The organism is Micromonospora sp. WMMD736 (assembly GCF_049179015.1).
Classification (GTDB): domain Bacteria; phylum Actinomycetota; class Actinomycetes; order Mycobacteriales; family Micromonosporaceae; genus Micromonospora.
This window is the reverse complement of record NZ_JBMHMI010000001.1, coordinates 3,814,690-3,838,079: the sequence shown is the minus strand read 5'-3', so window position 1 is coordinate 3,838,079 and position 23,390 is coordinate 3,814,690. Positions and strand designations below refer to the sequence as shown.

The following is a 23,390-nucleotide window of genomic DNA, read 5'->3' as shown; positions in this document are numbered from 1 at the left end:
TCGCCGATTGGTCGTACCCTTCGGCGGGTGACTGACGGGGTGCAGCAGCCAGCACCGCGGCGGCTCTGGCCGCTGTGGACCGTACTCGTCGTTGTCGTCCTGCTGCTCGGCTGCGGCCTTCCGGCGGCGCTGGTGGTCGGGGTCATCCGGGAGGCCGGCGGCCGAGCCACGCTCAGCCGGGCCGGAGTGGCCGCCACCGACGACCCGGCCACCGCCGTCGCGAGAGGGTTGTCCGACCGGATGACCGCGCAGCTCCGGCAGCAGTCCACGGCGCTGCTCGGCGGCGACCGCACCGCCTTCCTCGCCATCGCCGACCCGGCCGCGCACGCCGACCTGCGTCGCCGCTTCGCCGCCCTGCGGGCCCTCAAGGTGACCGTCTGGCGGGCCGAGCCGAGCGGTCTGCCCACGCCGGTCGTCGGCAGACCGGGGGAGTGGCGGCTGCTGGTGCGCTTCCAGTACTGCTTCGTCGCGGCCGACTGCCGACCGAGCCCGGTGCTGATCGGCACCCGTTGGCGGGAGAACGGCGAACAGCCCCGACTGGTGGCCGTCGAGGAGTCCAAGTCCGCCGAGACCGGCACCCGGCCGTGGGAGATCAGCACCCTGGTCGTGGCGGTCGGCGCGCGGACCATCGTCGCCACCACACCCGCGCTGCGCGGCAAGCTGCCCGCCCTGCTGACCCAGGCCGAGGCGGCGGCCAAGGTCGCCGACACGTACGTCGTGGCGGGTTCGCCCCCGGACCGCTACCGGGTCTTCTACGCCGGCCGTACGGAGTGGCAGCGTTGGTACGGCGGCGGGCGGCCACAGTGGACGGGCGGTTACGCGGTGACGGTCGGCGGGGGCCACCACGAGGTGGTGCTCAACGCCGAAGGGCTGCCCGCCAGCGGCGCCGACGAACTGCTCCGGCACGAGCTGACCCACGCCGCCTCGCTGCCCGAGCGCGGATATCCGGGCAAGACGACCTGGTGGCTGGTCGAAGGGCTGGCCGAGTTCTCGGGTTCCGGAGGTCGACCGGTCGACCGGTACGAGGGGCTCGCCGAGGTGCGCAAACTGGTCCGGGGCGGTTGGGACGGCCGGCTGGAGGGCGTCACGCCCACCGACGACGCGCCGGCCGACCGGGTCGGGGGCAGCTACGGCGTCGGCTACCTCGCCGTCCGCCACCTGGTCGACCGGTTCGGGCCGGAGCGGCTGTTGACCTTCTTCAAGGCCGTGGTGCACGACCGCAGGACGCCTGCCGCCGCCGCCGACGAGGCGTTCGGTGAGGACTGGTCGACGTTGCACGACGAGTGCGTGGCGTACATCCGCGCCACCGCCGCGTGACCATCACGGACCGCGGCTCGCCCACCTTCTACCAGTTCGAGGACGTGATGTCTGCCGTGGCTCAGCGACGGGGTCGTGCCGTACTCATGTCGGTGGCGGTGTTGGCCGCCGGGGCCGTTCTGAACGCCTGTGGTTCACCAGAACCGACACCGGTGACGGCTGAGGAGGTGCCCGGTGTCTGGTGCTCTGCTCAACACGATCAACTGACGCTGAACGCCTCTGGCGAATTCGGATTGGCCCACATCTCCCGGGACTACTTCTCGGTGCTGTACGACGCCGGTGAGTACACCGAAGAATCTGCTCTCAAGAGGGACTTCGGAGGTGAGTTTCCGACCACCGGCCACGGTGTCTGGACGTTCGACACCTCCTCCGCGACGCCGCGTCTGGAGCTGGTGATCCGCGCCCTCGGGTCATTCCTGGAGCCTGCGTCGAGTGAGCTCAAGGCCCGGCGCGACGAGCAGGGCGTGCCCGGCCTCTACGGCTACGAAGGCGATCCCGACGCGGGATACATGGTCAAATTCACCAAGTGTCGATGACCGATCTTGTCGAACCCGTGCTCTTCGCACCGCGCCGGACCAAGCTCTCGTACGCCCGTGCCATCGTCGGGCGGGTGCGTCTTCGGCACGTCGGGTGGGACACGGTCGACGTGACGGTGCGCCGTACCATCGATGGGTGCGCCGCCCCGACCTGCCGAGGCCCGCAAGCGCCACGCGGCCCCGCCTGCTCATCGCCCTGACCGCCGTCGCCGTCCTCACCACCACCACCGCCGCCTCCTGCGGTGACGACCAACCGCCGGTCGCGCTCGCCTCGGCCGCCCGTAACCCGGTCAGCGAGGTGATCGACGCTCCGGCGACGGTGACGGCCCGCGCCGCCGCCAGCCTCACCTCGCCCGCCGACGGCACCCTGGCCAGCCTGCGGGTCCAGCCCGGACAGCGGGTGAAGCGCGGCCAGGTGCTCGCGGTGGTCGCGTCCCCGTCGGCCCAGGCGCGGCTGCGCCAGGCGAAGGAGGCGCTGGACGCGGCGAAGCGCGCCGGTCGGGGCGTCTCCACCGGCAACCTGACCAGCAGCCGCCGGGGCACCGACAAGGCCGCCGACGAGGCGTTCGACGCCGCCCGCAAGGCCGCCGAGAAGATCGCCGACCAGCAGTTGCGGGACGCGCTGCTGGCCCAGGTGACGTCCGCCCAGCGGCAGTACGCCGCAGCCGCGCGCAGCGCCGATGACGCCGTCCGGGCGGTGCAGCGGGGGATCAGCGGGTTGAACTCCGCCGTCGGCTCGCTGTCCGCGGCGCAACGGCTACAGGCCCAGCAGGCGTACGACCTGGCGAAGGCGACCGTCGACGCGTTGACCCTGCGCGCCCCCATCGCCGGGGTGGTGCAGCCGGGCGGCACCCGGGCCGGCGGGGGCGCGAGCGGCGGCCTGGCCGGGCTGCTGGAACAGGCCGGTGGGGCCGGGCTCGCCCCGTCGGCCCTGTCTCCCGCGCAGGCCGGCCCGCCGGCCGGGGTCGACGACGCCGTCGTGGTCGGCGGTCAGGTCACCGCCGGCACGCCCGTGTTGACCATCGTGGACACCGGGCAGCTCGGACTGCTCGCCGACGTGGACGAGACCGACGTGCTGCTGGTCAAGCCCGGCGTGACCGCCACCGTCGAATTGGACGCGGTCGGCGGTGCCAGCTACGACGCCACCGTCCGCTCGGTCGACGTGCTCCCCACCAGCTCGGCGCAGGGCGGTGTGACCTACCGGGTACGCCTCGCGCTGGGCGCAGGGAAGCTGGCCGAGGACGAGCCCGCCCCCGCGCCCCGCCCGGGCATGAACGCGATCGTGCACCTGCGCGTACGCGAGGCGGCCGACGCGGTGACCGTCCCCGCCTCGGCGGTCTTCTCCGCCGACGGCCGGGACGCCGTCTGGGTGGTCCGCGACGGAAAGGCCGACCGTGCACCGGTGACCGTGGGCGTCCAGGGGTCCGACCTGGTGCAGATCCTCAACGGCGTCCAGGCCGGCGACCGGATCGTGGTACGCGGCACCGACCAGGTACGCGACGGCCAGGAGGTGCGGTGACCGGCACCCCACCGGCCATCGAGGCGGTGGACGTGTCGCGCACGTACCAGCTCGACGGGGTGTCGGTCGAGGCGCTGCGCGGGGTCTCGTTGACCGTGCGGTCCGGGGACTACGTGGCGCTGGTCGGGCCGTCCGGCTCCGGGAAGTCCACACTCATGCATCTGCTGGGCGGTCTGGACCGGCCGACCGGTGGTCGACTGGTGATCGGCGGACGGGACGTCAACGCCCTCTCCCCGCCGGAGATGGCCACCCTGCGCAACGAGACGATCGGCTTCGTCTTCCAGGCGTTCCACCTGCTCCCGCGTACGTCGGCGGTGGAGAACGTCGCGTTGCCGCTGGTCTACCGGGGGGTGTCGGCCCGGCAGCGCCGGGAGCGGGCGGCGGCGATGCTGGGCCGGGTCGGTCTCGGGCACCGGCTCGACCACCGGCCCAACCAGATGTCCGGTGGCGAGCAGCAGCGGGTCGCCATCGCCCGCGCGCTGGTCACCGAGCCGACGGTGCTGCTGGCCGATGAACCGACCGGCAACCTGGACAGTGTGACCGGCGCGGCGGTCCTGGAGCTGTTGGAGCGGTTGAACGCGGAGTCCGGGGTGGCGTTGGTGATGGTCACCCACGACCAGGAGGTGGCGGCGCGGGCCGCGCGCCGGATCGCCATGCGCGACGGTGTGGTGGTGGCGGACAGCGCCGGCGACCTTCATGATCGACCGCCGTCCGTCGACCACGGTCGACCTGAGACACTGGTGCCCGCTCCCAGCGCGGAGCCCCGGTCCGTGTCCGGAAACGGCCCGGGGCACCCGTCCGGTGGCTCCGGTGGCGCCGCCGGAGCCACCGGACGCCTTCCGCGCGACCCCGCGCGGGCCGAGGCGCGCGAGCCTGGGGACGGTCCGGCGTGAGGGTCGCCGAGGCGTGGCGGGTCGCGCTGGACGCGTTGCGCGCCAACCGGCTGCGCAGTTCGCTCACCATGCTCGGCGTGATCATCGGTGTCGCGTCGGTGGTGCTGCTGGTCGCCATCGGCACCGGCACCAAGCAGAAGGTCGAGCAGCAGGTCGAAGGGCTCGGCTCCAACCTGCTGCTGGTGGTCCCCGGCAAGATCGAGGTGGGCAACGCGCCGGTGGTCTCGCCGTTGACGCTCAAGGACGCGGATGCGGTCTCCCGCGTCGTCGGCGATCCGCAGCGGGTGGCGGTCACCGTCGCCTCGGGGGCGACCGCGCGGGCCGGCGCGCGCTCGGACTTCACCACCGTGCAGGGCGTGCTGGAGACCACGCCGACGGTGTTCACCCGCTCGCTGGCCCGGGGCCGCTACCTCACCGGTACGGACGTGGACACCAGCCGGCGGGTGGCGGTCCTCGGCGACTCGGTGGCCCGCGCGTTGTTTCCCGACCGCGATCCGCTGGGCCAGCAGGTCACCCTCGCCGGCGTACGGTTCCGGGTGATCGGCGTGTTCGCGCCCCTCGGGCAGAGCCTCGGCGTCGACCGGGACGACGAGGTGCACGTACCGGTGACCGCCGCCCAGCGCCTCTGGGGCACCCAGCGGGTGGACGGCATCGCGGTCAAGGCGCCCGACCGGGAACGGATCGACGAGCTGGGCGAACGCATCGTCGCCGAGCTGAACCGCCGGCACCCGGACACCGAGTTCAGCGCGGTCACGCAGCAGCAGATCCTCGGGGTGCTCGGTGACATCCTCGGCGTACTCACCGGGGTGCTCGCTGCCATCGCGGGCATCTCGCTGCTCGTCGGCGGCGTCGGCGTCTCCAACATCATGCTGGTCAGCGTCCGCGAACGGACCCGGGAGATCGGGCTGCGCAAGGCCGTCGGCGCACGCCCCCGCGACATCGGCGTGCAGTTCCTGCTGGAGGCGGTGCTGCTCACCACCATCGGCGGGCTGACCGGGATGGCGCTGGGCGTGGGAACCGCCCTGCTGGTGGACGCGTTGTCGCCGATCCCGGCGGCGATCACGTGGTGGTCGTTGGCGCTGGCCTTCGGCGTCTCGGCGGCGGTGGGGATCGTCTTCGGCGTCGTCCCCGCGCAGCGCGCCGGCCGGCTCGACCCCGTGGTGGCGCTGCGCGCCGAGTGAGCAACCGGACGACGGACGCGGCAGGGGAGATAACGGCGGGCCGGATCGGGTGAACCGACCACCGAAACATGATCAGTTGTACGAAGGGATCGCGCCGGTCACAGCCGCCCCGCTACCGTACTGGTAACACGCGCGTCGCCGCCCGGCCCGGAGCATCCGTCGGGTTGGCCCGCGCCGGGCATGGGATGGGTCGGTGAGCCATGGCCGGGTCGCAGTCCGACGGACGGCTGTCGGAGGTCAAGTTCCTGACCGTCGCGGAGGTGGCGACGGTCATGCGGGTGTCGAAGATGACGGTCTATCGCCTCGTGCACAGCGGTGAGCTGACCGCGGTCCGGGTGGGCCGGTCGTTCCGGGTGCCCGAGCACGCGGTGCACGAATACCTGCGGGGCGCGTTTCAGGAAACCGCCTGAGCCACCGCACGGCCGATCGAGCGCCCCGTAGGCGTCATTGACGGGGGCGCGTTGGTCCTGCTGACGCTCTGCGGCTACCCTGGAGCGCGACCGAGACCCCGCCGGTGCGCCCCGCCGCCCAGACTGGTCCGGTCCGTTGTCCGCATGCGGTCTCCGTCGTCACCTGCGTGGTGTCATCCGGTCCGCCCCGCACGTTGTATCGAAAGGCTGTCGTATGGGCTCGGTGGTCAAGAAGCGCCGTAAGCGCATGGCTAAGAAGAAGCACCGCAAGCTGCTGCGCAAGACCCGCGTCCAGCGTCGCCGTCTCGGCAAGTGACCGGCGCCGGGCTCAGCCCGGCACCAGCGTCGCTTGCCAAACTGTCGACCTCCGGAGGCTCAGGTGATCAGGCCGTGGTCGTCCCGGCTCGATCCCGCCTGTCGGCGTAGGTGCGTCAGATGACCCCCGGTAGCACCCCAGGTGCTCCGGGGGTCGTCGTCGTGACCGGGGTGGGTCGTTACCTGGGCGCTCACGTGGCCGCCCGACTCGCCGCCGATCCGCGCATCGAGCGGGTCATCGGCGTGGACGCGCCGGAGCCGGCCGCCGAGTTCACCGATCTGTTGGATCGGGTCGAGCGGATCCGTGTCGACCCGGGTTCCCTCGGTGGACTCCTCGCCGACCTGGACGTGGACGCGGTGGTCCACCTCGCGTTGGTCAGCTCTCCCGACCGGCAGCACGGTGGCCGGTCGGCCATGAAGGACCAGAACGTCATCGGCACCATGCAGCTCCTCGCCGCCTGCCAGCGGGCACCCCGCCTGCGCAAGCTCGTGGTCCGGTCGTCGACCGCCGCGTACGGGGTGTCGTTCCGCGATCCGGCGGTGTTCACCGAGGAGACCGAGCCGCGCGAGGTGCCGCGCGGCGGGTTCGGCCGCGACATCCTCGACGTCGAGGGGTACGTCCGGGGTTTCCGCCGCCGTCGGGCCGACGTGACCGCGACGGTGTTGCGCTTCGCCCCGTTCATCGGTTCGACCGCCGACACCACCCTGACGCGCTACTTCGCGCAGCCGTTCGTGCCGACCGTCTTCGGCCGCGATCCCCGGTTGCAGTTCCTGCACTTCGACGACGCGTTGGAGGTGCTGCACCGGTCGATCGTGGAGGACCATCCGGGCACCTACAACGTCGCCGGGCCGGGGGTGCTGTCGCTGTCCCAGGCGATCCGGCGGGCCGGCCGGGTGGCCGTGCCGGTGTTCGAGCCGGGCCTGTCCGGCGCGGCGGCGCTGGCCCGCACCATGGGGGTCGGCCGCTACGGCCTCGACCAGGTCGACCTCTTCGTGCACGGCCGGGTCGTCGACACCACGCGCCTCGAGCAGGAGTACGGCTTCACGCCGCGCTCCACCGCCGAGGCGTTCGAGGACTTCATCCGCGCCCACCACGGTAGGGCGGTGCTCAGCCGGGGTCAGTTGGCCGCCGCCGAGCAGTTGGTGCTGGACGGCATCCGGCAGGTCCGGGCCGCGGTGCGGGAGCGCACGTCGTGACCGGGCCGGGGCAGGACCCGCAGGGGATCGGGCGGTTCGACGTACCGCCGGTTCCGCCGGTGCCGGACGCGGAGCCGGCGCGGCGCAACGGCCATCGCCCGGGGGCCCGGCTCGCGCCCGCCGCGACACCCGGTGACGAGGTCGACATGCCGACCGACGGCCCGGCGGCCACGGCCGCCGACGAGGTCGACGCCACGGCCGTCGACGAGCCGACGAGCGGTTCGACGTCCGGCGGTGGTACCGCGCCCGCGGTGGCGGACCGGCCCGGGGACCAGTGGGACCGCCGGGTCGCCAACGGCCTGGCGTTCCTGCGTCGACGGTTGGCCGGGGACTACGAGGTCGACGAGTTCGGCTTCGATCCGGAGTTGACCGACGCCGTCTTCCACCCGTTGCTGCGGCTGCTCTACCGGGACTGGTTCCGTACCGAGGTCAGCGGGGTGGAGCACGTACCCGTCGACGGGCCGGCCCTGGTGGTCGGCAACCACTCGGGCACCGTGGCGCTGGACGCGTTGATCCTGTCGGCGGCCCTGCACGACAAGCACCCGGCCCATCGCTACCTGCGCCTACTCGGTGCCGACCTGGTGTTCCGGATGCCGGTGGTGTCGGAGATCGCCCGTAAGACCGGCGGCACGGTGGCCTGCAACCCGGACGCCGAGCGGCTACTCGGCGGTGGCGACCTGGTCGGCGTGTTCCCCGAGGGGTTCAAGGGCATCGGCAAGCTCTACGCCGAGCGGTACAAGCTGCAACGCTTCGGTCGGGGCGGCTTCGTCTCGGCGGCGCTGCGGACCGGCACCCCGATCGTCCCGGTCGCCATCGTCGGCGGCGAGGAAATCTATCCGATGCTCGCCGACATCAAACCCCTCGCGCGACTGCTCAAGCTTCCGTATTTTCCGGTGACGCCGACCTTCCCGTGGCTCGGGCCGCTGGGCATGGTGCCGCTGCCCAGCAAGTGGCTGATCGAGTTCTGCCCGCCGATCCCCACCGCCCACCTGACCGACTCGGCGGACGACCCGCTGGTCGTCTTCAACCTTGCCGACCAGGTACGGGAGACCATCCAGCAGACCCTGCACACGCTGCTGGAACGGCGACCCGATCCGTTCGGTCCCTGACCCTCAGTCGGCGCGGCGGCGACGCTGCAGGGCCAGGCCGGCGGTGACCGCGCCGGCGACGAGCCCGGCCGCCGCCGTCGACGGTACGGCGATCTTGACGGCGCGACGGCCGGTACGGAAGTCGCGTACCTCCCAGCCGCGTCGGCGGGCCTGCCGCAGCAGCGTGCCGTCCGGGTTGACCGCCACCGCCCGGCCCACCGCGGAGAGCAGCGGCAGGTCGTTGGCCGAGTCGCTGTACGCCGCGCAGCGGGTCAGGTCCAGTCCTTCCACGGCGGCGAGCTGGGTCACCGCCTCGGCCTTCGCCGGCCCGTGCATGAGGTCGCCCACCAACCGACCGGTGTACGCCCCGGCCCGCACCTCGGCCACCGTACCGATCGCACCGGTCAGGCCGAGTCGGGCGGCGATCACCCGACCGATCTCGACGGGGGCGGCGCTGACCAGCCACACGCGCTGCCCGGCGTCCAGGTGACGTTGGGCGAGCTGGCGGGTGCCGGCCCAGATCCGGGGAGCCATCAGCTCGTCGAAGATCTCCTCCGAGAGGCGTTCCACGTCGTCGACCCGCCACCCTTCGACGAAGGCGAGCGCGGCCTCCTTCGCCTGGGACATGTCGCCCGCGTGTTCCCGGGCCAGCAACCGGAACCGGAGCTGTTGCCAGGCGAAGCGGGCCAGGTCGACGGTGGTGAAGTAGTTCCGGGCGGCGAGCCCTCGCGCGAACCAGTAGATCGACGCGCCCTGCATCATCGTGTTGTCGACGTCGAAGAAGGCGGCGGCGGTCGGGTCCGGTGCGGGCGGGGTGACCGACGCCAGGTCGGTCTCCGCCCAACCGGCGGTGTGTCCCTGGACGTTGGTGCTGACCGTCACCCTGCGGCTGCGCGCCACGCGACTTCTCCTCCTTCGGCAGCTACGACGATGCCTCCAGCGAGGGTATCCGGAGCGCACGGTCGACCGGCCGGGCACAGGGAACCGTGCCGCGACCGGTCGGTCGAGCGATCTCGCGGTGCGGTTCAGCGGGCCCAGGCTCGCCGTGCGGGTTCAGCGGCCGGTTTCGCCGTGCGGATTCAGCGGCCGGTTTCTCCGTGCGGGTCAGCGCGCCCCGGGGCAGGTGGTCGGGGTGGGGCCGAGCGTGTCGCTGCCGGTCGGGGCCGGCAGGCCGCACGCGATGGCGGCGCGTACCGCGTCCGATCGCTCCCGGATGCTGTCCAGCAGGGCCAGCGACCGCCGGGTCCGTTCCCGGTCGGCCCGGCCGGCACCGTCGAGCAGGTTGCCTACCGCCCGTCGCTGGCTGGCGACGAACGTGTTGACGGCGTCGAGGCTGGCCGGCTCGGCCCGCTGCACGGCGGCGGCGGTGAGCAGGCGGACGCCCTGTCGGGTGTCGGCGTCCATGTCGTCGAGGACGGCGCTGTAGCCGACGCGGTCGCCGCGCAGCTCGGCCGCCTCGCCGAGCCGGGTCCGGGCGAAGTCCAGGAAGAGCTGGCCACGGCTGATGTCCGAGCTGGCCAGGGCGAGTTGTGCTCGCTCGGTGGACCGCTTCATGCCGTACAGCGCGTCGCCGGGAACGGCGTTCTCGCTGGCGGCGGAGATGCCGGAGACGGCGATGGCGCCGGCCGCGATACCGACCAGGATCGCTCCCCGGGCACGGGCCCGCCGGGCGGTGACCGCCGGCAGCAACGAGCCACGGCTCGTGGTGGCGGCACGCGGGGCGGCCGGCTCGGCGGTCGCCGGGGTCGTGCCGATTCCCTCACGCTCGGCGGTGGCGAGCAGCATCGCCCGCAGGCCGGTGCGGAAGTCGGGATCCACCTCGACGGTCGGAGGATCGGCGCTGATCCGCTGGCCCACCGCGACGAGCGGCGCCAACTGGCTGTCCACCCGGGACCGCACGTGGTGCCGCCGGCCGCCGTTGGCCTCGTCGAGAAGTTGCGCGAAGCGCTCGGCACGCCGGCGGGAGAAGAGGTCGTTGTCCACCGCAGGCACCTCCTCTCGCTGGTCACGGCCGGTCGGCCGCCGTGGTTTACGGCGACCGGGCGGCGTTTGTGACACCACGGAGGTGAGGTGCCGTCCGGCCTGCCGGGCGGACCTCGGTGCCCCGGCCCTGCCGGGACATCCACCGGTCGCACCCGGAGAAACGCGGCGGACCGGGCACGGGTTACGGGCCGGGCGGGGCGGAAATCACAGAAAGTGATCGGCGTCACCGAGTGAAACCTGTCCTGAGCTGCGCAGACAGTGATCGACGCCGCTCGGGACCGCTAGCGGATCACGGTTGGAAGCCGTCGGGCAGCAGTCGTGCCAGCGCACGGACGGCCCGGTATTGCAAGGCCTTGATGGCACCCTCGTTCTTGCCCATGGCACGGGCCGTCTCGGCCACCGAGAAGCCCTGCAGGAACCGGAGCACGATGCACTCCTGTTGCTCCGGGTTGAGCTGTTTGACGGCGGTGAGCAGGGCGACGTTGGTGATGTGTTCGACCACCGCCGCTTCCGGGCTGCCCTCCGGGCCGCGATCCTCGCGGTCGGCGTCGAGCACGTCGCCCGTGGTGACCTCCAGCCGGTACCGGCCCGACTTGAAGTGGTCGGCGACCAGGTTGCGGGCGATCGTCACCAGCCAGGCGCCGAGATCGCGGCCCTGCCAGGTGAAGCTCCCGATCCGCTTGAGGGCGCGCAGGAACGTGTCCGACGTCAGGTCCTCTGCGAGTTGTCGGTTGCCGACCCGGAAGTAGACGAACCGGAAGACGGTGTCCACGTACCTGTCGTAGATGAGACCGAACGCCTCGGACTCGCCGGCCTGCGCCCGCTCGACCAGCGTCCAGACCTCGGTGGCCGGGTCGGACGGGTCCGGACGGCTGGGGAAGCCGGTCGGCGTGGTCGGCGTGGCGGCCGGTACCGCCGGGATCACCGCCGTCTCGCCCGCCGCCGGGTCGGCGGCCGCAGCCGGGGCGTCGCCGGCCCGGCGGCCCTGCGACGGCATGGTCGGTCGGGCCGGCGCGGCGACCCGACCGCCGGTCGGCATCGCGTTGCCACCGGGGACCGCCGGTCTCGGCGGAGGCTCGTTGGTGTGCGGGCGATTACGGGTGCGCTGCGCAGGGCTCTCGCCACGCAGCGCGGCGTGCGGGTCGCCCAGCGGCGCGCGGGTTGCCGGCCGCTCGTTGACCTGCGAGCGGGGCGTCTGGCCGGTCAGGCCGACGGGGCGTTCCGCGTATCCGAAGGTGGTCATCGCGCCGCCCCCGTCCCCTGGATGGCCGGACGGGCCGGTTTGCGGGTCGTCGGTGCGGACCGGCCGGGCAGCCGGTCGGGCAGGACTGTTCCGGGGTGTGCCGACGGGCGGCAGTTCCCCTTGAGGTGCTGGTCCAATGCGCTCACAGGCACGGGGGCCTCCTCGGGCTGAGGGGTGTCGACTCACGGCAAATGGGGTGAGCCGACCCGAGTGATAATAGGGCCAACGTCACCCGCGCGTGGCAAGTCCGTTACACAGGGCGGAAGTATTTCCCGCTGTGTCGCACCGGTGGCGGACCGGTTGTCCGTCGTGTGCGTTTGACTTTCGGCCGGCCGGTTGTTCCAGGATGGATCCCCAGGTCGGACGGCACATAGGCCGATCAGGTGAGCGGTCGTCGCCACCCGCCGCTCCGGCTCGGCCGAACCGTCGGCCGGGCGCGTCGCACGTCCCATCAGCCGGACTCGATCGGTGCGTCGGTGACACGGTGGGCGTCCCGTTGACGGGACGCTCTGCGGCCGTCACCGGGGCCCTGTCGGGCGTGGCCGGTCGACCGCCGCTGTGCCAGACTCGATGACCGTGCAGGACTTCCCGCCGGCCTCGCCGCCGAACCTCGCCGACCGCGTCCGCCGGGCGGCTCTCGACCACGGCGACCGGCCCGCGCTGCACTGGCGGGACCAGCGGGTGAGCTGGTCCGAACTGGACGCCGCCGTGACCGCCGCCGCGTACGGCCTGGCTTCCGCCGTTGCGGCCACCGAGCCGGCCGACACACCGCCCCGGGTGGCGATCGCGCTGCCCAACACCCCCGACTTCATTCTCGGGTGGCTCGGGGCGCTGCGGGCGGGGCTGGTCGTGGTGCCGGTCAACCCCGGATTCACCGCCCCGGAGCTGCGACACGTGCTGGCCGACTCGGGTGCGTCGTTGCTGATCGGCACGGAACGGGTCCGCGCCCTGGTCGCCGAGGTCGCCGCCGACCTGCCCGCGCTCACCGCCGTGCACGACACCCCGCCGACCGCCCCGCAGCCCGGGCCGCACCCCCGGCCCCGCCGCGGCGGGGACGACCTCGCCGTGCTGCTCTACACGTCCGGCACCGCCGGCCGACCGAAGGGCGCGATGCTCTCCCACCGCGCGCTGCTGGCCAACCAGGAGCAGGTCGACGCCATCGAGCCGCCGGTCGTCGGCCCGGACGACACGGTGCTGCTGGCCCTGCCGCTGTTCCATGCGTACGGGCTCAACGCGGGGCTCGGCGCCGTCGTCCACCATGGCGCCACCGGCGTGCTGCTCGACGATCCCGACCCGACGGCGGCGCTCGCCGAGATCGCCCGGCACCGGGTCAGCGTGCTGGTCGGCGTACCGTCGATGTTCCTGGCCTGGGCGGACGCCGACGCGGTCCGCGCGGCGACCTCCTCGGTACGGGTCGCGGTGTGCGGCGCTGCGCCCCTGGAACCCGCCGTCGCGGCGCGCTTCACCGCGGCGACCGGCCACCCGGTGCACGTCGGCTACGGCCTCACCGAGACCGCGCCGGTGCTCACCTCCACCCTGGTCGGCAACGTGGCCAAGGCCGGCTCGATCGGCCGGCCGCTGCCCGGCGTCCAGCTGCGCCTGGTCGGGCCGGACTCGGTCGACCTGTGGCGCGACGGCCAGGCCGTCCCCGACGACGACACGGACGAGCTGGACATCTCCGACGCCGGCCCGGGCACCGACCCGGGGCAGATCGTCGTCCGCGGCCCCAACCTCTTCGACGGCTACTGGCCGGACGGCCGCGACGGTCCGGACGCCCACGGCTGGTGGGGTACCGGCGACATCGCGTACGCCGACTCCGACGGCGACCTGCACCTGGTGGACCGACTCGGCGACCTGATCCTGGTCAACGGCTTCAACGTCTATCCGCACGAGGTCGAGTTGGTGCTCGCCGGGCATCCCGGGGTGGCCGAGTCGGCGGTACTGGGTGTGCCGCACCCGCGAACCGGCGAGACTGTGCGGGCGTACGTGGTGCCGGCGCCGGGGCTGCCGGTCAGCGGCGAGGAGTTGCTCGCACACTGCGCACGGAACCTGGCCCGGTTCAAGTGCCCGACCGCCGTCGAGTTCGTCGACGCACTGCCCCACTCGGCGATCGGCAAGGTACGAAAGACCCAGCTCCGGTCGGCGACCCCGGCCGGTGCGCCCGCATCCGCCGACGACGCCCGCACGGAGGTACCCGATGGCCACTGACGCCCGGCTCGCCCTGATCACCCGACCCGGCTGCCATCTGTGCGACGACGCCAAGGCCGCGCTCGACCGGGTGGTGGCGGTCACCGGTGACAAGTGGGTCGAGTGGGACGTCACCGGCGACGAGGAGCTGGAACGGGAGTACGGGGACCGGCTGCCGGTGGTGATGCTCGACGGCAAGGAGCACGGTTACTGGCGGGTGGAGGAGGATCGGCTGCTGCGGGACCTGACCACCCCACAGCTCTGAGGGCCTAGGGTGCTCGGATGACCTCCGCGCACCCCCACCTGGTCTGGGACTGGAACGGCACCCTGCTCAACGACCTCAGCCTGGTGGTGGCCGCCACCAACGCCGCGTTCGCCAGCGTGGGCGGGCCGACGGTAACCGCCGACGAGCACCGGACACGCTTCCGCCGGCCGATCGCCGACTACTACGCCGAGGTGCTCGGGCAGGCCGTGGACGACGAGGCGTTCGGTCGGCTGGACCGGATCTTCCACGACGCGTACCGCGACGGGCTGACCACCTGCGAGCTGGCCGCCGACGCGCGGACCGCGATGGCCGCCTGGGACGGCAGCCAGAGCCTGCTCTCCATGTGGTTCCACGAGGAGCTGGTGCCCACGGTGCACACGTACGGGCTGACCGGCCACTTCACCCGCGTCGACGGACTGCGGGCCACGGTCGGCGGCGACCGCAAGGCCGAGTCGCTCCGGCGGCACCTGGCCGAGCTGGACGTGGACGGCAGCGCGGTCGTACTCATCGGTGACTCGATCGACGACGCGGACGCGGCTCTCGCCGTCGGCGGTCGTGCGGTGCTCTACACCGGCGGGTTCACCGACCCGGCCCGGCTGCGCGACTCCGGTCACCCGGTGGCCGACACCCTCACCGACGCGGTGGCCCTGGCCGCCCGGGTGGTCAGTTCCGCAGGTAGGTGAGGACGGCCAGCACCCGCCGATGCTGCTCGGTGTCCGGCGGGAGGGTGAGCTTGGTGAAGATGTTGCGGACGTGCTTCTCCACCGCGCCGTCGCTCACCACCAGGGCGCGGGCGATGGCTGTGTTCGACCGACCCTCGGCCATCAGCGCGAGCACCTCCCGCTCGCGCGGGGTCAACTCGCGCAGCGGGTCGTCGCGGCGGCGTCGGGCGAAGAGCTGGCCGACCACCTCCGGGTCGAGCACCGTCCCGCCGGCCGCCACCCGGCGCAGCGCGTCCAGGAACTCGTCGATCGCCGCCACCCGGTCCTTGAGCAGATAGCCGATCCCGCCGCCGCCGGCGCCGCCGGTGGTGGCGAGCAGATCGTCGGCGTACGACACCTCGACGTACTGGGAGAGCACCAGGATCGGCGTACGCGGCACCAGTTGGCGGGCCTGCACCGCCGCCCGCAACCCCTCGTCGGTGTGGGTCGGGGGCATCCGGACGTCGACGATCGACACGTCGGGCCGGTGCTCGACCACCGCCTCGACGAGCGCGTCGCCGTCCCCGACGGCGGCCACCACCTGGTGCCCGCTCTCGGTCAGCAGTCGTACCAGACCCTCCCGGAGCAGGACGGCGTCGTCGGCGATCACGATGCGCATGGGTGTGGTGTCTACCACGCCGAGGCGCTTCCCGGGTGGTTCACAGCGGCAGTTCGGCGCGGATCTCGGTGGGCCCGCCGTTCGGGCTGACCACGGCCAGCTCACCGCCGGCCGCCCGCACCCGGTCGGCGATACCGGCCAGCCCGTGCCCCTTGGCCAGGTGCGCGCCACCCTGCCCGTCGTCGCCCACCCGTACCTCGAGGTGGTTGCCCTGGCGGGCCACGGCGACCGTGGCCTCGGTGGCCCGGCTGTGCTTGGCGATGTTGGTGAGCGCCTCGGCCACCACGAAGTACGCGGTGTTCTCCACCGCCGGGTCGAGTCGGCCGTCCCGCGTGCCCAACTGCTGGTCGACCTGGAGCTCGATGGGGATGAGCCCACGGCCGGCGAGCGCGGCGAGCGCGCTGGGCAGACCCCGGTCGACCAGGATCGGTGGGGCGATGCCGCGCGACAGCGCCCGCAACTCGGCAAGCGTCTCCCGGGTCTGGGTGACCGCCTCGTCGATGGTCCGGCCGGCCTCCTCCGGGTCGGAGGCGAGCTGCATCCGGGCCCGGTTCAGGTCCATCGCGAGCCGGACCAGGCGCTGCTGCGGGCCGTCGTGGATGTCGCGCTCCAGTCGGCGCAGCGCGGACGCCTCGGCGGACACCGCCGCCCGCTTCTGCTCCTCCAGCACGGTGATCCGGTCCCGCATCTCGGCCACCCCGGTCAGCAGAGCCCGGGCGAAGCTGGCCTGGAGCAGCGCGCAGCCCCGCACCACGATCGGCAGGGTGATCAGGAAGAACACGCCGACCGCGGTGTTCAGCCCGATCCGGGCGGTGGTCGAGTCACCCAGGCCGAGGAGTTGCGCCAGGTCCTGGTCGCCGTCGGAGGGGCGGGGCAGGGCCCAGTCGAACGCCCAGTAGAGCGAGCCGGCGAGCGCGACGCCCCACCAGACGACGGTCACCACGAAGGTGGCCAGCGCCACGATCAACCGCAGGATTCCGTGCGCCAGGTCGAGCCAGGACTGCGCGTCGCGCATCGGCAGGAAGATCCGCCGCCAGGCGCTCGCGCCCGCCTCCGGCAGCCGGTAATGCGGTCGGATCCGGGGCTGCCGGAGCACGGCGGGCAGCCGCAGCCGCTCGACGTCGGCCAGCCCGCGGGCGGCGTACAGGGTGCCGCTGAGGATCGGCAGGCCGATCACGGTGACCATCAGGCCGAGGCCCGCCGAGAGGCCGGCGATGAGGACGACGAAGCTGGCCACTGCCAGGGGCAGGCTGAGCAGCACGTACCCGGAGTCGACGAAGAGTTGGCGGGGGATGCTCCGGGCCAGCGGCTGCCGATCGCTGGTGGCGGCAAGGGCGGTCATGGCTCAAAGGCTAGGCAGCCGACGACCCGCCCCCCATCCCGAAGCCCGGTCTCTCCCCGGTAGTGCTGCCCCCACCCAAGCCCCCCGCACCCGCCCCCGCGAGCCCCTCCCTCCCTGCGCCGATCTTGCAGCTTCTGTTGGCGATTTGTGTAGTGCGCGGGGGTATGCGGCGACAGAAAGTGCAAGATCTGTGAGGGTTGCTGTCAAGCGGTGGCTTCGAGGATGCGCCAGATTTGGCGGGCTATGTAGCGTTTGAGGCTGCGGGTGATCTCGGCTGGGGTGTGGCCTTGGGTGGTGCGGCGGTTGACGTAGTCCTTGGTGGGTTGGTGGCAGCGTTGTCGGGCTTTGGCGATGGTGTGCAGGGCGGCGTTGAGGGTGCGGTCGCCGCCTCGGTTGAGGCGGTGGCGGACGGTGCGGCCGGAGCTGGCGGGGACGGGGCTGACGCCGGCGAGTGAGGCGAATGCGGCTTCGCTGCGGAACCGGCCGGGGTGTGACCAGGCGGTCAGGGTGATCGCGGCGGTGACGGGGCCGATGCCGGGTTGGTCGAGCAGGGTCGGGCAGAGTTTGTCGACCAGGGTGCGGATCTCGGTGAGGTTGGCTTTCAGGAGCCGGTCGAGGGTCAGGATCTGCTCGGCGAGGGCTGCTAGTTGACTGCGGCGTAGGTGGTCGCCGCTGTTGTCGTTGGTGAGGGTGGTGGCGTGCTGGACCTGCCGCAGGGTGCTCAGGCCACGTAGTTGGGTGCGTAGGTCGTCGTCGGCGGTGAGGATCACCGATTTGAACAGGTTGATGGTGGCGGTACGGGTGTCGCTGTAGTGGCGGCGGCAGACGTGCAGCAGGCGCAGGGATTCCCGGTCGCCGTCGATGCGGGGCACGGCGACGTGATCGGCGGCCAGCACGGCACGAGCGGCGTGCACGGCGTCCAGCGCGTCGGACTTGCCGCCTCGCCGGCGGCGGCCGGTCGCGGGTTTGGGTGCTTCCAGGACATCTTCACCCGCGGCACGCAGGACCCGTAGCAGGCCGACACCGTGACAGCGGGCACCGTCCAGGGCCCAGGCCCGCCGGCCCGTTCCCAGCACGCTCGTCTGCTGCCGGGCCCAGGCCAGCAGAACAGCGGCACCGTCGGCGGTGGCCGGCACGGTGATCTCGGCCAACACGGTCCCGACCGGGGTGCTGACCACAGCGGTGTGCGTATCGGTATGGGTATCCACACCGATAACCGCGTCGACACGGTCGGCCAGGCGATCTGTCAGGATGCAAGACACGGACGCTTCTCCCTTGCACGGGACGACGTTCGGACGGCGTCGGCCCGGGAGACGATCACCCGGCGGCATATCTGTGATGAGTCACGCGATACCAGTCGCGGACAGGCTTCTGATCAGGCCAGCAAGGTGGGCCGGGCCGACGCCGGTAACCCACGAGGACAAGTCGCACTCCACGGCACACCCTCTGACGGCGGCCAGATCTTGCATGAGTCACTCGTCGATCACCGACGTCGAACCCTACCGATGCCAGCCTCCCGGAACCGGCCCACCTATAGAAGCGTCGCGGGGTTGGGGGCGGGGTGGCGTGGCGGCGGGAGGGGGTCTGGGCTGGGCGGGAGCGGGGCGGCGCGGGATTGGTCAGAGAAGTCGGGATTGAGCAATAATCGCGCGGGCGGTGAGCGCTCAATCGATCTTGTGGAATGGAGGGGCGGGTGGGGTCGCGTGCTGGAGCGGCAAGATCGCGATTTGTGCACGTCTTCACAAGCGCCTACTCTGTAGTTCCGACGCGCCCTGCTAGCACAGCCGGCAACCACGGTCGCCAGCGGGAGTCCATAAGCGGCCGACCAGCGGAGTTGGCCGAGGATCGCACCGCACGGAGTCTCATGAGTCAGCACCGTCAGCCAGGTGCGCCCGGCCGCGCCGGTGCCGTACCGGCGCTTCCGGACCTTCCCGAGGCGACCGTCGCACGGCTCCCGGAATACCTGCGCGCGCTGCACAACCTCGCCGACGCCGGCCACGAAACGATCTCCAGTGAGGGTCTGTCGGCGGCCGCCGGAGTCAACTCCGCCAAGCTCCGCAAGGACCTCTCCCACCTCGGCTCGTACGGCACCCGGGGCGTCGGCTACGACGTGGCGCTGCTGATAGAGCAGATCGAGTACGTGCTCGGGCTCACACAGCGTCGCGCTGTCGCCCTGGTCGGCGTGGGTAATCTCGGTCACGCTCTGGCCGGCTACGACGGGTTCGCCAGCCGGGGTTTCCGGATCGCCGCACTGCTCGACGCCGATCCCTCCCGGGTCGGCGAGGAGATCAACGGGCTGGTGGTACGCCATGTCGACGACCTGCCGGCGGTCGCCGCCCAGGAGTCCATCGCGATCGGCGTGATCGCCACCCCGGCACCGGCCGCCCAGCGGGTCGCCGATCAGCTGGTCGCGGTCGGCGTGACGAGCATCCTCAACTTCGCGCCCTGCGTACTCTCTGTTCCGGAGGGGGTCGACGTACGCAAGGTCGACCTCGCCATCGAGCTGCAGATTCTGTCCTTCCACGAGCACCGTAAGGCGTCGCTGACCGCGCTGCCCGCCACCGGCGGGTCCGCTCTCACCGCCCTGCCCGGCGGTCTCGCGGCCACCGACACCCAGGAGGCGATCGGCACGTGAAACTGCTCGTCGTCGGCGCGTCCTACCGGACCGCCCCGGTTGCCACGCTGGAGCAGCTGGCCGTGCCCCCCGCCGACCTCACCCGCACCCTGGACCGCCTGGTCGCTCAGCCGTACGTGAGTGAGGCGGTGCTCGTCTCCACCTGCAACCGGGTGGAGGTGTACGCCGCCGTGTCTGGTTTCCACGGTGGGCTCGGCGACATCTGCGCCGTCCTGGGCGAGCAGGCCGGCAGCACCCCGGCGGCGCTCGCCAACCACCTGTACGTCCACTACGACACCGCCGCCGTGGACCACGTCTTCCGGGTCGCCACCGGGCTGGACTCCATGGTCGTGGGCGAGGCGCAGATCCTCGGCCAGTTGCGCGACGCGTACCACTGGGCCACCGGCGCCGACTCGGCCGGCCGGCTGCTGCACGAGCTGATGCAGCAGGCGCTGCGCGTCGGCAAGCGGGCCCACGCCGAGACCGGCATCGACCGGGCCGGCCAGAGCGTCGTCACCGCCGCGCTGGAGTTGGCGGCCGGGTACCTCGACGGTGACCTTGCCGGCCGCCCGGCCCTGGTGATCGGGGCCGGTGCGATGGGCTCGCTCGGGGTGGCCACGCTGTCCCGGCTGGGCGCCGGGCCGCTCACGGTCACCAACCGGGGCATCGACCGGGCCGTCCGGCTCGCCGAGTCGTACGGTGCGGGCGCCGCGCCGATGACCGAGCTGGCCGCCACGCTCTCCACAGTGGACATCGTAGTCGCCGCCACCGCGTCCACCGAACCGGTCCTCACCCGGACGGTCGTCGAGGCGGCGCTCGCCGAGCGCGATCCGGCCCGGGGTCCGTTGGTCCTGCTCGACCTCGCCGTCCCGCGTGACGTGGAGGAGGGCGTCGCCGCCCTGACCGGCGTCGAGGTGATCGACATCGACCGGATGGCGGCGCTGCTCGCCGACGGTCCGGTCGCGGCCGACGCCGCCGCCGTCGAAGGAATCGTGACCGGCGAGGTGGAGGGCTTCCTCACCTGGCTGCGCGGTGCCGACGTGGCGCCCACCGTGGCGGCGCTGCGGGGTCGCGCCGACGACGTCGTCGCCACCGAGCTGCGTCGCCTGGCCCAGCGCCGTCCCGACCTCGGCGACGACCTGCGCGCCGAGGTGGCCCGTACGGTGCACCGGGTGGTGCAGCGGCTGCTGCACCAGCCCACCGTCAAGGTCCGCCAACTCGCCGCCGAGCCCGGTGGCGACCAGTACGCCGCCCTGCTGCGTGAGCTGTTCGACCTTCAGGTGCCGCAGACCTCGCCGGTGGACACCGTCCCCGACGTGCTGAGCCCCGACCTCGGCCTGCCGCCCGCCGACAGCGACCCGGCGCCCGGCTCGGACGCCACCGATCCCGTCCCGCCCACCGGAGGTGCGCGATGACCGCCCCCCTGCGCCTTGGCACTCGGGGCAGCACCCTGGCCATGGCCCAGTCCGGCCACGTCGCCGAGGCGGTGACCGCCGCCACCGGCCGCCCGGTCGAGCTGGTCGAGGTGGTCACCGCCGGTGACCGCTCCAGCGCGCCGGTGCACCGGCTCGGCGTCGGCGTTTTCGTCTCCGCGCTGCGCGACGCGCTGACCGCCGGGACGATCGACTTCGCGGTGCACTCGTACAAGGACCTGCCCACGGCCGGCGCGGGCGGGCTGCACATCGCGGCGGTACCGCCCCGACAGGACCCGCGCGACGCGCTGGTCGCCCGCGGTGGCCGGACGCTCGCCGAGCTGCCGCCCGGCACCACCGTGGGCACCGGCGCGCTGCGCCGGATCGCCCAGTTGCACGCCCTCGGCCTGCAACTGGAGGTCACTCCGATCCGCGGCAACATCGACACCCGCCTGGCGCGGGTGCTCGGTCCCGATGCCGACCTCGACGCCGTCGTGCTGGCCCGGGCCGGGCTGGCCCGGATCGGCCGGACCGACGTGATCACCGAGACGCTGGACCCGATGCTGATGCTGCCCGCGCCCGCCCAGGGCGCGCTGGCCGTGGAGTGCCGGGTCGACGACCAGGACCTGGTCGAGCTGCTCGGAACGCTCGACCACGCACCGTCGCGCGCCGCGGTCATCGCGGAGCGCGCGCTGCTGGCCACCCTGGAGGCCGGGTGCAGCGCACCCGTGGCCGCCTACGCCGAGCTCGCCGAAGGCGAGACCGGTGATGAGATCTACCTGCGCGGGGCGGTGATCAGTCCGGACGGCACTCGTGACCTCCGGCTGTCCCGCACCGGAACGCCCGCCGACGCGGCGGAGATCGGTAAGGCACTCGCCGCCGAACTCCTCGAACTCGGCGCCGACTCGATCCTCGGCCACGAAGGACACACCGGCCCGGGGACCCAGCAATTTGGGAGCACAGAATGACCCGCACCCGTAAGCCCGTCGGCCGTATCGCGTTCGTCGGGGCGGGCCCCGGCGACCCAGGTCTGCTGACCCGCCGGGCGCACGACGCCCTGGTCGACGCCGACCAGGTGATCTACGACCGGGGAGTCCCGGAGTCGCTGCTCGCCGCCGTCCGCGCCGAGGCCAGGGACGACGCCGAGTTCACCCCGGCCGAAGGCGCCCCGGGGGACGTGGCGAAGGTGCTGATCTCCGCGGCCCGGTCCGGGCTGAACGCGGTGCACCTGGTCGCCGGCGACCCGTTCGGCCACGACTCGGTGGTCAAGGAGGTGCAGGCCGTCGCCCGTACCGCCGCCCACTTCGAGGTGGTACCCGGCGTGGGTCAGGCCGAGGGTGTGGCCACCTACGCGGGCGTTCCGTTGCCGGGTGTGCGTACCGCCGCCGACGTCGAGGACGTCAGCGCGCTGGACTTCGAGGCGCTGGCCGCCGCCGTCGGCCGGGGTTCGCTCGCGCTGGCGGTGGACGCCGGTGACCTCGCCGCCGTCCGGGACGGTCTGCTGGCCGCCGGGGTCGACGGCAGCACCGGTGTCGCGGTGACCGGCGACGGCACCGGCGAGACCCAGTACACGACCACGTCGACCGTGGACAGCTTCGTGGCCGCCGCGCTCGGCTTCACCGGCCGGGTGGTGCTCACCGTCGGCGTCGGGGTGGGCCAGCGGGACAAGCTGAGCTGGTGGGAGAACCGCCCGCTGTACGGCTGGAAGGTGCTGGTTCCCCGCACCAAGGAGCAGGCCGGCGTGATGAGCGCCCGGTTGCGCGCGTACGGGGCGATCCCGTGCGAGGTGCCGACCATCGCGGTCGAGCCGCCGCGTACCCCGGCGCAGATGGAGCGGGCGGTCAAGGGCCTGGTCGACGGCCGGTACGCCTGGGTGATCTTCACCTCGGTGAACGCGGTCCGCGCGGTCTGGGAGAAGTTCGCCGAGCACGGCCTGGACGCTCGGCACTTCGGCGGCGTCAAGATCGCCTGTATCGGCGAGGCGACCGCCGACGCGGTGCGCGCGTTCGGTATCCAGCCGGAGCTGATCCCCGCCGGGGAGCAGTCCTCCGAGGGGCTGCTGGCCGAGTTCTCGCCGCACGACGAGATCCTCGACCCGGTCGGTCGGGTGCTGCTGCCGCGCGCCGACATCGCCACCGAGACGCTCGCCGCCGGGCTCACCGAGCGCGGCTGGGAGGTCGACGACGTGACCGCGTACCGGACGGTGCGGGCCGCGCCGCCGCCGGCCGAGATCCGGGACGCGATCAAGTCGGGTGGCTTCGACGCGGTGCTCTTCACGTCTTCGTCGACCGTGCGGAACCTCGTCGGTATCGCCGGGAAGCCGCACGCGCGCACGGTTGTTGCCGTGATCGGGCCCAAGACGGCGGAGACCGCGACGGAGTTCGGCCTGCGGGTCGACGTCCAGCCGCCGCACGCCTCGGTGCCCGACCTGGTGGAGGCGCTCGCCGCCTACGCCGTCGAGTTGCGCGAGAAGCTGGCCGCCATGCCGGCCAAGCAGCGCCGCGGCTCGAAGGTGCAGGGGCCGACCGCTCTGCGCTTCCGGTAGTCGTCGTTCGAGGAGGACCCTTC

22 protein-coding genes are annotated in these 23,390 nt (G+C 72.8%); 16 read left to right on the top strand and 6 right to left on the bottom strand.

All coding sequences use genetic code 11. The features are described 5' to 3' along the window. Positions 1-27 precede the first annotated feature (27 nt). From ACN269_RS17010 to ACN269_RS16970, 9 genes are all read left to right on the top strand, one after another. Positions 28-1,317 (top strand): hypothetical protein, encoded by a 1,290-nt coding sequence (locus tag ACN269_RS17010; protein WP_421473350.1) that lies wholly within the window; start codon positions 28-30, stop codon positions 1,315-1,317. Further along, complete coding sequence (locus ACN269_RS17005; protein ID WP_421473349.1) at positions 1,314-1,853, top strand: hypothetical protein; 540 nt, start codon at positions 1,314-1,316, stop codon at positions 1,851-1,853. Before ACN269_RS17010 ends, ACN269_RS17005 begins: the two co-directional genes overlap by 4 nt. A gap of 136 nt (positions 1,854-1,989) precedes the next feature. Next, complete coding sequence (locus ACN269_RS17000; protein ID WP_421473348.1) at positions 1,990-3,372, top strand: efflux RND transporter periplasmic adaptor subunit; 1,383 nt, start codon at positions 1,990-1,992, stop codon at positions 3,370-3,372. Further along, positions 3,369-4,265 carry an ABC transporter ATP-binding protein gene (locus tag ACN269_RS16995; protein WP_421473347.1) on the top strand — a complete coding sequence of 299 codons (897 nt, stop codon included), beginning with the start codon at positions 3,369-3,371 and terminating at the stop codon, positions 4,263-4,265. The genes ACN269_RS17000 and ACN269_RS16995 overlap by 4 nt, the downstream gene beginning before the upstream one ends. Then, the gene (locus tag ACN269_RS16990; RefSeq protein ID WP_421473346.1) at positions 4,262-5,446 is read left to right on the top strand and encodes an ABC transporter permease; all 1,185 of its coding nucleotides are present in this window, start codon (positions 4,262-4,264) and stop codon (positions 5,444-5,446) included. The genes ACN269_RS16995 and ACN269_RS16990 overlap by 4 nt, the downstream gene beginning before the upstream one ends. A gap of 200 nt (positions 5,447-5,646) precedes the next feature. Further along, a complete protein-coding gene (locus tag ACN269_RS16985) occupies positions 5,647-5,856 on the top strand; it encodes a helix-turn-helix domain-containing protein (RefSeq protein ID WP_007465625.1) in 210 nt (69 codons plus the stop codon). A 214-nt stretch (positions 5,857-6,070) separates the two neighbouring features. Further along, a complete protein-coding gene (locus ACN269_RS16980) occupies positions 6,071-6,172 on the top strand; it encodes a 30S ribosomal protein bS22 (RefSeq protein WP_007465623.1) in 102 nt (33 codons plus the stop codon). A 119-nt stretch (positions 6,173-6,291) separates the two neighbouring features. After that, positions 6,292-7,368 carry an NAD-dependent epimerase/dehydratase family protein gene (locus ACN269_RS16975; protein ID WP_421473345.1) on the top strand — a complete coding sequence of 359 codons (1,077 nt, stop codon included), beginning with the start codon at positions 6,292-6,294 and terminating at the stop codon, positions 7,366-7,368. A gap of 251 nt (positions 7,369-7,619) precedes the next feature. Then, entirely contained in the window at positions 7,620-8,477 is an 858-nt protein-coding gene (locus ACN269_RS16970; RefSeq protein ID WP_421476380.1) for a lysophospholipid acyltransferase family protein, read from the top strand. Positions 8,478-8,480: 3 nt separating this feature from the next. Here ACN269_RS16970 and ACN269_RS16965 read toward each other — a convergent pair whose 3' ends face one another. The 3 genes from ACN269_RS16965 to ACN269_RS16955 form a co-directional block, all read right to left on the bottom strand. Then, complete coding sequence (locus ACN269_RS16965) at positions 8,481-9,356, bottom strand: HAD family hydrolase (protein WP_421473344.1); 876 nt, start codon at positions 9,354-9,356, stop codon at positions 8,481-8,483. 204 nt (positions 9,357-9,560) lie between these two features. Then, positions 9,561-10,439, bottom strand: a complete 879-nt coding sequence (locus tag ACN269_RS16960) for a DUF5667 domain-containing protein (RefSeq protein WP_421473343.1) — start codon at positions 10,437-10,439, stop codon at positions 9,561-9,563. 289 nt (positions 10,440-10,728) lie between these two features. Next, positions 10,729-11,682 (bottom strand): ECF subfamily RNA polymerase sigma factor, BldN family, encoded by a 954-nt coding sequence (locus ACN269_RS16955; protein ID WP_421473342.1) that lies wholly within the window; start codon positions 11,680-11,682, stop codon positions 10,729-10,731. Between the two features lie 570 nt (positions 11,683-12,252). On the opposite strand from ACN269_RS16955, the gene ACN269_RS16950 reads away from it, so the two are divergent. The 3 genes from ACN269_RS16950 to ACN269_RS16940 are packed head-to-tail and all read left to right on the top strand — an operon-like array spanning position 12,253 to position 14,817. Further along, positions 12,253-13,890 (top strand): AMP-binding protein, encoded by a 1,638-nt coding sequence (locus ACN269_RS16950; RefSeq protein ID WP_421473341.1) that lies wholly within the window; start codon positions 12,253-12,255, stop codon positions 13,888-13,890. Beyond that, a complete protein-coding gene (locus ACN269_RS16945) occupies positions 13,880-14,134 on the top strand; it encodes a glutaredoxin family protein (protein ID WP_355050810.1) in 255 nt (84 codons plus the stop codon). The genes ACN269_RS16950 and ACN269_RS16945 overlap by 11 nt, the downstream gene beginning before the upstream one ends. Positions 14,135-14,151: 17 nt before the next feature. Beyond that, on the top strand, positions 14,152-14,817 hold the full coding sequence (locus ACN269_RS16940) for an HAD family hydrolase (RefSeq protein ID WP_421473340.1): 666 nt from the start codon (positions 14,152-14,154) through the stop codon (positions 14,815-14,817). Here ACN269_RS16940 and ACN269_RS16935 read toward each other — a convergent pair. The 3 genes from ACN269_RS16935 to ACN269_RS16925 form a co-directional block, all read right to left on the bottom strand. Further along, a complete protein-coding gene (locus tag ACN269_RS16935) occupies positions 14,798-15,454 on the bottom strand; it encodes a response regulator (protein ID WP_421473339.1) in 657 nt (218 codons plus the stop codon). The genes ACN269_RS16940 and ACN269_RS16935 overlap by 20 nt on opposite strands. A gap of 40 nt (positions 15,455-15,494) precedes the next feature. Continuing rightward, positions 15,495-16,796, bottom strand: coding sequence for a sensor histidine kinase (locus ACN269_RS16930; RefSeq protein ID WP_421473338.1), 1,302 nt, complete (start codon positions 16,794-16,796; stop codon positions 15,495-15,497). Between the two features lie 203 nt (positions 16,797-16,999). Beyond that, on the bottom strand, positions 17,000-17,974 hold the full coding sequence (locus tag ACN269_RS16925; RefSeq protein ID WP_421472077.1) for an IS110 family transposase: 975 nt from the start codon (positions 17,972-17,974) through the stop codon (positions 17,000-17,002). Between the two features lie 686 nt (positions 17,975-18,660). On the opposite strand from ACN269_RS16925, the gene ACN269_RS16920 reads away from it, so the two are divergent. From ACN269_RS16920 to ACN269_RS16905, 4 genes are read left to right on the top strand one after another with little or no spacing between them, the layout of a single operon-like run. Next, positions 18,661-19,431: a redox-sensing transcriptional repressor Rex gene (locus ACN269_RS16920; RefSeq protein WP_421473337.1), complete on the top strand. Its 771-nt coding sequence runs from the start codon at positions 18,661-18,663 to the stop codon at positions 19,429-19,431. Next, positions 19,428-20,825: a glutamyl-tRNA reductase gene (locus ACN269_RS16915; RefSeq protein WP_421473336.1), complete on the top strand. Its 1,398-nt coding sequence runs from the start codon at positions 19,428-19,430 to the stop codon at positions 20,823-20,825. Before ACN269_RS16920 ends, ACN269_RS16915 begins: the two co-directional genes overlap by 4 nt. After that, on the top strand, positions 20,822-21,790 hold the full coding sequence (hemC, locus tag ACN269_RS16910; RefSeq protein ID WP_421473335.1) for a hydroxymethylbilane synthase: 969 nt from the start codon (positions 20,822-20,824) through the stop codon (positions 21,788-21,790). The genes ACN269_RS16915 and hemC overlap by 4 nt, the downstream gene beginning before the upstream one ends. Next, positions 21,787-23,367 carry a uroporphyrinogen-III synthase gene (locus tag ACN269_RS16905; protein WP_421473334.1) on the top strand — a complete coding sequence of 527 codons (1,581 nt, stop codon included), beginning with the start codon at positions 21,787-21,789 and terminating at the stop codon, positions 23,365-23,367. The genes hemC and ACN269_RS16905 overlap by 4 nt, the downstream gene beginning before the upstream one ends. The last annotated feature ends 23 nt before the right edge of the window (positions 23,368-23,390 follow it).